11 protein-coding genes are annotated in these 9993 nt (G+C 44.2%); all 11 read right to left on the minus strand.

Annotated elements, in window-relative coordinates:
• Positions 1 to 289: 289 nt before the first annotated feature.
• Positions 290 to 562: an HPr family phosphocarrier protein gene (locus U9P07_05385; protein ID MEA2108835.1), complete on the minus strand. Its 273-nt coding sequence runs from the start codon at positions 560 to 562 to the stop codon at positions 290 to 292.
• A gap of 71 nt (positions 563 to 633) precedes the next feature.
• Positions 634 to 1389 carry a PTS system mannose/fructose/sorbose family transporter subunit IID gene (locus U9P07_05390; protein ID MEA2108836.1) on the minus strand — a complete coding sequence of 252 codons (756 nt, stop codon included), beginning with the start codon at positions 1387 to 1389 and terminating at the stop codon, positions 634 to 636.
• A gap of 573 nt (positions 1390 to 1962) precedes the next feature.
• Positions 1963 to 2670 carry a PTS sugar transporter subunit IIC gene (locus U9P07_05395; GenBank protein MEA2108837.1) on the minus strand — a complete coding sequence of 236 codons (708 nt, stop codon included), beginning with the start codon at positions 2668 to 2670 and terminating at the stop codon, positions 1963 to 1965.
• A 65-nt stretch (positions 2671 to 2735) separates the two neighbouring features.
• Positions 2736 to 3254 (minus strand): PTS sugar transporter subunit IIB, encoded by a 519-nt coding sequence (locus tag U9P07_05400; GenBank protein ID MEA2108838.1) that lies wholly within the window; start codon positions 3252 to 3254, stop codon positions 2736 to 2738.
• Positions 3251 to 3652: a PTS sugar transporter gene (locus tag U9P07_05405; protein MEA2108839.1), complete on the minus strand. Its 402-nt coding sequence runs from the start codon at positions 3650 to 3652 to the stop codon at positions 3251 to 3253. Before U9P07_05405 ends, U9P07_05400 begins: the two co-directional genes overlap by 4 nt.
• On the minus strand, positions 3649 to 4545 hold the full coding sequence (gene rapZ, locus U9P07_05410; GenBank protein MEA2108840.1) for an RNase adapter RapZ: 897 nt from the start codon (positions 4543 to 4545) through the stop codon (positions 3649 to 3651). Before rapZ ends, U9P07_05405 begins: the two co-directional genes overlap by 4 nt.
• Complete coding sequence (hprK, locus tag U9P07_05415; GenBank protein ID MEA2108841.1) at positions 4542 to 5483, minus strand: HPr(Ser) kinase/phosphatase; 942 nt, start codon at positions 5481 to 5483, stop codon at positions 4542 to 4544. Before hprK ends, rapZ begins: the two co-directional genes overlap by 4 nt.
• Positions 5484 to 5527: 44 nt before the next feature.
• Entirely contained in the window at positions 5528 to 5989 is a 462-nt protein-coding gene (locus U9P07_05420) for a PTS sugar transporter subunit IIA (GenBank protein ID MEA2108842.1), read from the minus strand.
• A gap of 111 nt (positions 5990 to 6100) precedes the next feature.
• Positions 6101 to 6646, minus strand: a complete 546-nt coding sequence (gene raiA / locus U9P07_05425) for a ribosome-associated translation inhibitor RaiA (protein ID MEA2108843.1) — start codon at positions 6644 to 6646, stop codon at positions 6101 to 6103.
• A 687-nt stretch (positions 6647 to 7333) separates the two neighbouring features.
• Positions 7334 to 8806: an RNA polymerase factor sigma-54 gene (gene rpoN / locus U9P07_05430; GenBank protein ID MEA2108844.1), complete on the minus strand. Its 1473-nt coding sequence runs from the start codon at positions 8804 to 8806 to the stop codon at positions 7334 to 7336.
• A 315-nt stretch (positions 8807 to 9121) separates the two neighbouring features.
• Positions 9122 to 9850 (minus strand): LPS export ABC transporter ATP-binding protein, encoded by a 729-nt coding sequence (lptB, locus tag U9P07_05435; GenBank protein MEA2108845.1) that lies wholly within the window; start codon positions 9848 to 9850, stop codon positions 9122 to 9124.
• Positions 9851 to 9993: the final 143 nt, after the last annotated feature.

Here is a 9993-nt window from a genome sequence, read left to right on the forward strand (position 1 = left end):
GAAACGCCGATGCCCTGTAAAGTACATTGATTGTTACCAGTTTGATTCATGGTCCCTGCTTTCTTGAAAGTTTATTTAGTGCTCATCCGGAAACAGCAGTTTACGGATAGAAACTATTTATTATTCTAAGCTGAGCTATTAGCGGTTAGCCATTAGCAATTAGCTTTTAAAAATCAGGGCTTTACGTTGATTAGTAAAACACCCAACGGGTGAAGGTGGGTGACATTAAACATCTTGTAATTATTGAGCTAATAGCTAACTGCTAAAAGCTGATCGCTTAATTTAGGTATTATTCTTCCAGCTCACCAAATCCATCCGATATCAGCTCATCCAGCGCTGCCAAAGCCTGTTCTTCGTCCGGGCCGTTCGTTTCCACCTGAATGGTGCTTCCCTGGGATGCCGCCAGCAGCAGCACCCCCATAATGCTTTTGCCGTTAACCTGAAGTTCATCTTTACCGATGTGGACGTCAGCCTCAAAGGAGTTGGCAATTTTAACCAGGTAAGAAGCCGCCCGGGCATGTAATCCCAGTTTATTGATGATGATAAATTCTTTTTTTAACATAATCTCATTTCACTTCCGATATTCACCTGCCGTTTTCTCTGACCCAGAATGGTAATATTGTACTTTGGTTGTTAACAGAACCGAAACCAATAGTTTACAATCATCGCCATAAGTATTATCAGACTTGCACCCTGCAATGCCTGAAACATTGACATTCCCCGTTTTATCCGCCAGGCAAAGAGGGAAATGATGCCGACGGTGAGTAACGAAAGAGGTTTAAAACAAGTGGGGACAGGAATCATCGTCCTTAGGAGAAACGGAATGCTAAGAGCCAATAATCCGGCGGTCAGATAGTTTATTATCACCTTCAATCTCGGCAGTTGCCAATGATGGATGGTGCTGACCACATTCAGTCCATGCCTGACCCCCTGAATATAGATCAGGTAGCGGATGCTCAGGTGAATGAGATTATACCCGATTAACAGGGCTAATGGGGCCCAGAATCCGCCGCCAATAAAATAGATTAAAACAGCTAAAGACGCCATTGCCGGTTTGAGCCCGTTCCAGAAAAAAGCATCTCCAATGGCGCCGTAGAGAGAGTTCAGGTTCTTTCCCAGCAGCAGTCCGTATTCACCCTGGCCATTTTTTTCCAGGTTGATATGTATACCAAGCACTGCTGCCGCCATGATTGGGTTAGTATTAAAGAAATCCAGGTAGTTTTTTATTTTTCTTGTCAGCTTCTCGCGATCATTTCCATACAGTTGATCCAACAGGGGATAAATGGCGTAGGCCAGTCCCATGTTTTGCATCCGGCTGAAATTCCAGGATGCCTGCCAGCAAAGGCTACGCAGAAAAATTCGCTGCTCGAGGGGTATGCTAAAATTCATGGTTAACCTGAATGTTCCATTTGCTTGCAATTTCCTTAATGGTAAATACTTCCAACTTCTCACTTGGTTTGCAGCTTTGCTTCGCCCTCTCCGACGGGGTCAAAGCTTGCCAACCGGCGGGTCTGGATTCTGATTTTTCAAGTAGATTTCTTGCCGCCGGTAATCAAGCACTGACCCCAATCGAGACAGTTTGAAAATGTGAGACGTTGATAGCTAAAGCTAAAGGTTAATGACCCAATGTCGGTTACACCTAAATTAAGCGATTAGCTTTTAGCAGTTAGCTGTTAGCTCAATAATTACAATATGTTTAATATCGCCAACCGTAAATATTCGACTTTGTCTATAGATTGACAAATTTTTATTATTTCTCACAGAGACACGGAGTCACAGAGGGCAAATGACTGGGGTTCTCTGTGACTTTGTGCCTCTGTGAGAGTATTTTTATCTTTTCTGAAAACGTAGTCGAATGTTTACCACCAACCTTCACCCGTTGGGTGTTGTTGCTAATCAACGTAAATCCATGATTTTTAAAAGCTAATTGCTAATGGCTAACCGCTAATAGCTCAGCTTAGGTTACAGTAAGAAGCTGAAGCCCAAAGCCAGCAAGATAAAGAGTGTCAGAATATTTTTTTTATGGATTCCCGCTAACAGAGTGGCAATGCCAACCAGGGGGAAAATTATCAGCAAGCCATTCATAATTCTTCGGATGCTTGCAGGAATTAATGAATGAAGATATGGCATCGCCAGCAATAGTATGGCGCTGCTGACCAATATGGCCAAAAAGTTGCAAATCAGGAAGTGTATCAATCCTTTTAAATGCAGTGAAACTGCCTGCTCAGGATTACCGACCAGCAGGCGGGTTTCCATCTCCGTTAAAATTTTCTCGTTATATTTTCGCACCATGATATCGATTTTCTTTCCCTGGGATGCCAGGGGAATCATGGTTGCAAGAACAAGGAAAATCAATGAACCAATATTGACCGGATTACTTACATTTTGGGAAGTGACAATAGTTGTGATAACTCCGCTGGCTACCGCGGCGAACAGGGTGTCATCGCTGGGGATGGCAGTGCCTACCGGCAGCTCATTAATCCAGAGGAGTTCAATCAAAACGCCGACAAGTAGTCCAACTGCCGCATTCCCGCATGCCAACCCAATAATCGGGGCAGTCACTACCGGTCGGGAGATCATTAGTTGTCCCCAGGCAGTACGATCCAGGTTCAGTAATGCTCCGACTCCGGCAATTTTTAACGCGGCTGTAAGAGAAACTAAAATATCCATTATGATCGTTGCTGGTGCCTGTGGCCAAATGGTAGATTGTAATGCCTAAGTTAAGCGATTAGCCTTTAGCCTTTCGATTCAGGTGATAGCATAAATTTTTTTCTGATTAAAGGGAAGATATCCTGAGGGGGGATTCGTGGTACCGGCTGAACAAAGATAGAAATACCCCGCTGACTGATATCATCCAGTAAAGAAACTTCCGGGCGATTAAGGGAAATTGAAGCTGAAATTTGAGTTTTTCCGCTTTGATAATGAATATTTCCCAGGTTCAGGCGGTTGAAAGGCAGCCCCAGTTTCACTGCCTGATCGGTGGCCTCAATCGAAGAAACCAGCATCATGGTACGAAATGCCGATATGGGGTGCAGGAAATCATTTTTCAGATAATTGACTGCATCCGCCACGGTTTTAATCAGAACCTTTACCATGGGAGGGGCAGACATTCCCATGATCTTTTTTTTAAATGGGTCGTGGAAAACCTCATCATCAGCTACGATAATCTGGTTGATATTGAGATATGGTATCCAGGCTTCCACAATCTGACCATGAATCAGGCGATCATCGACACGTACAAGCAGAGTTGTCATTTTCCCAAAAATTCAATAGCCGAAAAAATATTTTTACGTCCATATTCAGTAATATACACCGTCAGTTCACTTAAACTTTGTTTCTGCCGCTCCGTTGCCAGCTTTAAGATCATCGGCAGATTAACCCCTGAAATTATTTCTACTTTCTCCGGTTCAAAAAATGAAAAGCTGATATTGGAAGGTGTGCCACCAAACATGTCGGTAAGAATCATGACTTTGAGACCGTTTTTTTTCATTGTATTAATAACTGCTGCCAGGCTTTTTTTAACCTTTTCCACATCATCCTGCTCTGAGATGCTGAAACTCTCTATCTCAGGTAATGGCCCAACAATCTGCTCAGCGGTTTCCTTCAGATTTTTTGCCAGGGAGTGGTGGGTGACAATAATTATGCCGATCATTTTCCTGAGGTTCCTTTTCCTAAGGGGATGTCCCGGTGGACCAGTTGTAATTGGTGTCCACTGGATTCAAGCTTTTGCTTCAGCATGCAGCTTATACTGACAGACCGGTGTTGCCCGCCGGTGCAGCCGATGGCAATGGTCAGATAGGTCTTTCCTTCTGCCTGGTATTGGGGAATTAAAAAATGTAGCAGGTTGCTGAAGTGATTAAAAAATGTTTGGCTGGTTTCCTGCTTCACGACGAATTCCTGTACCTCCCGGTCAAGACCGGTTTTATCCCTCAGCTCAGGGGTGAAGTAAGGATTGGGTAGGAATCTGACATCCATGACAATGTCGGCTTCCGCTGGAATCCCGTTGCGGAAACCAAAAGAGATCAGGGAAATAAATAATTTTTCAGGACCTGATTCAGGGGCAACGATTTTGATTATCTGCTGCTTAAGTTGGTGTACGGTCAGGTTACTGCTGTCAACAATATGGGCGGCCAGTGTCCTGATGGGATACAATAATTTTCGTTCTTCCGAAATCCCCTGAACAATCGATGTGGTTATTGCCAGTGGATGTTTTCTCCTGGTTTCGCTGAATCGTTTAATCAGCGTTTCATCCCGGGCTTCGAGAAAGATAAGTTTCAGCCTTTTATCTTTCTGCTGCAGAGCAGAAAAAACTTTCGGAAATAGTTCGGGGAATTCTCTTTCCCGGACATCCATAACCAGGGCGATTCCCCTTCTGGTTGGCGAAAATGTGCCTGACAGTTCAATGAACTTTGGCAAAAAAGTCATCGGCAGGTTATCAATGCAAAAGTATCCCAGATCTTCCAGGACATTCAAAGCACAGCTTTTGCCGGCTCCTGAGAGTCCGGTCAGAATGATGACTGGGGAGATCTGAGTTTGCTGATTCATAGCGACTGTTGTTCCAGCTTTCTGTTGAGCTGCTCCAGAAGATCCCTGCCCGGTGCTTTGCCCATTTTGGTCAGCATGTGGTTGCGGGCGGCGATTTCAATAATGGTGACCAGGTTGCGTCCGGGACTGACCGGCAGAATCTGCAGGGGTAAAAAAACTCCCAGTAAAGTATGGGTTTTTTGTTCCAGGTTAAGTCGGTCACCATTATCATATTGATCCCAGGGTATCAGCTTGATGACCAGGTCAATGCGTTTTTGCTCGCGAATAGCGGTAACTCCGAAAATATCTTCAATATTAATCAACCCCAGTCCCCTGATTTCCATATGATATTTTGCCGGTAAGTGGGCTGACCCCACCAGGGTGGTGGGCGGGATGTGGTGGACATGAATGACATCATCTGCCACCAGTCGATGACCGCGCTGAATCAAGTCCAGGGCACATTCACTTTTTCCGATGCCGCTTTCTCCAATGAGCAGAACACCAACTCCGTGGATATCAAGTAATACCCCGTGAATGGTTGTAGTTGGGGATAGATAGTCCTCCAGAAAACGGTTGATCCTGATAATGAATCTGGAAGTTCTATGCTGGGTCTGAAGTATGGGGATGTGGTGAATATTGCTTTGCGTCAGTAGTATGGGGTGTGGTGCAAGGCCTGTAGTGATGATAAAACAGGCCACATCACGCTGGCAAAGTTTTGTTACAATCTCTGTGCAATTGATATTATCGAGGGATTCCAGGTAATCGGTTTCTGTTTTGCCGATTAACTGAATACGTTCCTGATCCAGGTATTTGGTGAATCCCGCAAACGCAAGTCCATGTTTCTGTATCCGGTAGTGGGAAATAATCCGGTTGTATTCGGCTGCCGGGTTAAGTGGAACAAGTTGCAGATCATAACTTTTTTCGTTCTCCAGCAATTGGCTGACGGTTATTATTTTCATTCTTCATCTTTTGCTGCTGGCTATTAGGAGGTTGTCCGGATGCATTACTCCTGGTCATCCTTCTCTTGAATGAGCTGAAAAAGTTCGGTTGCATCTTTGGCCTCAGCCAGCCGTTTCCGGAATTCCGGGTCCTTAAGCATTCGGGATATTTTTGCCAGGGCTTTAAGATGCAGGCCCGCGGAATCTTCCGGGGCAAGGAGTAAAAAAAAGAATTTTACCGGCTGATCATCAATGGCGTCAAAAGAAATACCTTCATGACTGCGGGCAAACTCGACAATCAGGGTGTCAATTTTCTTTGTCTTTCCATGAGGAATAGCGATGCTGCCACCGATACCGGTACTGCCAAGATCTTCCCGTTCTTTTAAGATAGTAAAAACTTCATCGGCCGGTATTTGCGGAAATTGCTGACTGACACAGTCAGAAAACTTTTTCAGGACCGTATTTTTATCTGCTCCATCAAGATCACTGATGATCAGAGATTCATTAAGGTAGTCGGTGATTTTCATTTGCTTTATCCAATAAATAAAGTCCTTGTCCTCTCTGCAACTTTAGCGAAAGAGCAAAAAGACTGGCAGTAAGTGGGCTTGTAATCATAATGTCAAGAAAGCCTGAAGGTATCAATCAGTGGGTTGGATCAGACCGTAGTTTCCATCTTTTCGCCGATAAATGACATTAACTTCGTTGCTGCTGTCACTGCGGAAGACCAGGAATTCATTGTCAATTAAATTCATCTGCATGATCGCTTCATCAACATCCATGGGCTTTATGGGAAAGTTGGTGCTTCTTATAACCTGGGGGGTGGTATCTGCCAGGTTGTGTTCCACCGCCAGAACATTCATTTCAACCTGCATTCTTTCTTCAGCACTACCTGCTCCACGTTTATTTTTCAAGCGGTCCTTGTATTTGCGAACCTGTCGTTCTATTTTGTCCATAACCATGTCAATGGCGGCATACATGTCTTCAGTTTCCTCCTGGCCTTTGACGACAAAACCGTTAATGTTGAAACTGACCTCAGCTATATGCCGAAACTTCTCGACTGATAGAGTCACATGGATTTCTATCGGGGCATCAATGTACTTTTTTATCTTTGAAACCTTATCTATAGCATACTGTTTCAACGCTTCCGTTGTTTCCATATGCCTGAATACCACATTAATGTTCATGCCTTCCCCCTTGTTTTTGAAAATGTCTGTTGCTGAATAGCGCGGATTATCCGCGCAAAAAATCACAATAAAAACTAGCAGACCAGTGTTTTTGTGTCAATAAAATTACCGCTGTTTTTGTCTTTCAGCAATCGTAACTATTCAGCAGGGTTGTCTTTACCTGCAGTCTTTTTCGGGGACAGAATGATTTTCACCGAACAATATCGATATTTAATTGATTTTAGTACCATCTCAAAATGAAAAAATTTAATCTGTCTTCCGGTTTTCGTGAAAAAAATTCAGTCCCCTGCGGAATCAAGCTACTAGCTGGCTAAAGCTGAATAGTTACCAGCAATCAAGCTATATTATTCAGAAAATTAGTGAATAACTCAACCTTCTGACTTGCATTGCCAAGGATATATTGCCAGATGTTCGGGCCTGGCTCATAGCGGTATTGGCCGCCGAACGAATCACACGATGTGATTCGCGGCGGACGCCTCGGAAGCCGGCCTGTCTGCGTGCGGCACGCACAGGCAGGCCATGGACGGCCGGCGAGAATGAGCGAGAGCCATGCCGGAACATCCCTGGAGATTTATTTTTAGCCCTATCTGTCGGCAGACAGGTGTTTTTAGAGCAACTAAGAAAGTTGAGTAAATAAGCTAATAGTTAGGTCGTTTCCATCCAGAAACTGATGTTTCCGGATGAATACTACATAAGTTTTTTCCGTCGGCTGGATGAGAGAATCCCTAGCATATCTCGATATTTGGCAATGGTGCGCCGGGCAATGGTAATATCATGTTTTTCCTGGAGAGCTTTTACTATTGTTTTGTCACTAACCGGTTTGCTTGGTGATTCGTTGGCGATAATTTCAATTATTTTCTGTTTTACACTCTCAGAGGCGATGTCGTTGTCACCCCGATTGATGCTGCTGTTGAAAAAGTATTTCAGTTCAAAAATCCCATGAGGAGTCTGAGCGTACTTGTTCTGGGTTACCCGGCTGACGGTTGACTCATGCATGCCGATGTCATCGGCAACATCCCTGAGAATTAACGGGTGTAAATGGTGAACTCCATGATTGAAAAAATTCTGTTGAAAATGAAGGATACTTTTCATGACTTTTTTAATGGTTTTTTGCCGTTGTTCTATGCTTTTTATCAGCCATTGGGCGGCACGGATTTTTTCAATCAGATAATTCCTGGTCATGGAATTAAAGCCCTTTTGCTGGTCAGCCAAGTCACGGTAATAACGACTTACAGACAGCCGTGGGGTTCTCTCTTCATTAAGAACGATGATCCAGTCGCCATCATGTTTGAAAACATAAACATCCGGGGTGATTGCCTGGGTTGTATTTTGGCTATACTGTCTGCCAGGTTTGGGGTCAATGGTCAAAATATTTCTTATTGCCTCTAGAACCAGTTCTTCGTCAACTTTCAGCAGGTGGGCAATTTTTTTGTAATTCTTGTTCTGTAGCAGGTTGAGATGTTCGTTAATGATTGCGGTATTTAATTCATCATTAATGCCCATATAATTCATCTGGATCAAGATGCATTCCTTAAGATTTCTTGAGGCAATGCCAACTGGATCAAATTTTTGAATTTTGCTGAGAATGTTTTTCACTTCAAGAACCGATACCGCACTTTCCATGGCAATATCTTCAACCACCGTATCCAGGTAACCATCTTCATTGATGTTGTAGATAATAATTTCACCAATATGCTTATCCAGTTTACTCAGCGACGGTGTCATCTGCAGCTGCCAGAGCAAATGATCGGCAAGCGTGGCGTTTTTGGAAAGATTGTAGTCCCACGCCGGCATATCATCATTATCATTATAGTTCGAACGATTGCTTCCGGTGACCCCCCGATTGTCGCAGTATTGGCTCCAGTCCATTTCCCGCAATGCTTCACGGCTTTCCTGTTGTTGATCATGGGCGTCGGTTGATGATGTTTCAGCTGTTTGTTGGGATGTTTTTTCAGGGTTATTGTCGTCGTCTTCTTCAACTTCGGGGGGGGGGTCCATTGTTTCTTCAAGGACCGGATTGATTTCCATTTCCTGGCTGACCATTGCCGCCAGCTCGAGCTGGTTGAGTTGCAATAGTTTGATTGCCTGTTGTAGCTGTGGGGTCAGTACCAGCTGCTGGGATTGGGTTAAACGGAGGTTTTGACTGAGATTAATGGCCATATGAAAAACAATAACCTGAACCTAAGCTAATAGCGGTTAGCCATTAGCATTTAGCTTTTAATAATCATGGTTTTACGTTGATTAGCAACAACACCCATCGGGTGAATATGTATAATATTGAACATCTTGTAATTATTGAGTTAATAGCTGAGAGCTGAGAGCCGAGAGCTGAAGGCTGATAGCTAATCACTAATTTAACCTGAATAAAAAAGGTACTGCCTATGCAAAAATAATACCATGGATTATAGCCGACAGATAAAAAAAAGGCAAGTGAAAAAGAGTGAAGGCTTGATGATTGAAGTTTTTACGATGCCATTACATTTTGAAATCATCACCCAGATATATCTTTCGAGCTTTGGAGCTGGTGACGATCTTATCCGGAGGGCCTTCCTCAATAATTTCCCCCTGGTCCAATATATACGCCCGGTCACAAATTCCCAGGGTTTCCCGGACATTATGGTCTGAGATCAGCACCCCGATTTTTTTCTGACGCAGGCTGGCGATGATGGTTTGCAGATCATTGACGGCGATGGGATCGATGCCGGCGAAAGGTTCATCCAGGAGGATAAACGTTGGTGAAAGAACCAGTGCCCGCGCTATTTCCACCCGCCGCCTTTCTCCACCGGAGACGGTCATGGCCTTATTTTTACGAATATGATTCAACCCGAATTGGGTCAGTAACTCCTCCAGTCGGCTTTCCTGTTCTGCGGGGCTAAGGGAAAGGGTTTGCAGGATGGCTTTCAAATTGTCCGCAACCGTAAGCTTACGGAAGACGGAAGCTTCCTGGGGCAGGTAGCTGATTCCCTGTCGAGCCCTTTGGGGCATGGGCAGGCGGGTAATATCATGATCATTATAAAGTAAAATTCCCACATCAGGCTTGATTAAGCCGACAATCATGTAAAAAGTGGTGGTTTTCCCGGCACCATTGGGTCCCAGTAACCCGACTATTTCACCGGACTGGATGGCAATGGAAACCTGGTTGACAACGGTTCGCTGACCATATTTTTTTACCAGATCTTTTGCAACCAGTCGATTCTCATCCATTGATAATTCCTCTCCGGTGCTTTTCTTCACCTTATTTCCCAAGTTTCTGAGTTGTATTATCATAGATATATTACAGGATGTTCGGGCTTGGCTCATAGCGGTATTGGCCGCCGAACGAATCACACGACGTGATTCGCGGCGGA

The organism is Pseudomonadota bacterium, assembly GCA_034660915.1.
In the GTDB taxonomy this organism is placed as follows: Bacteria; Desulfobacterota; Anaeroferrophillalia; order Anaeroferrophillales; family Anaeroferrophillaceae; genus DQWO01.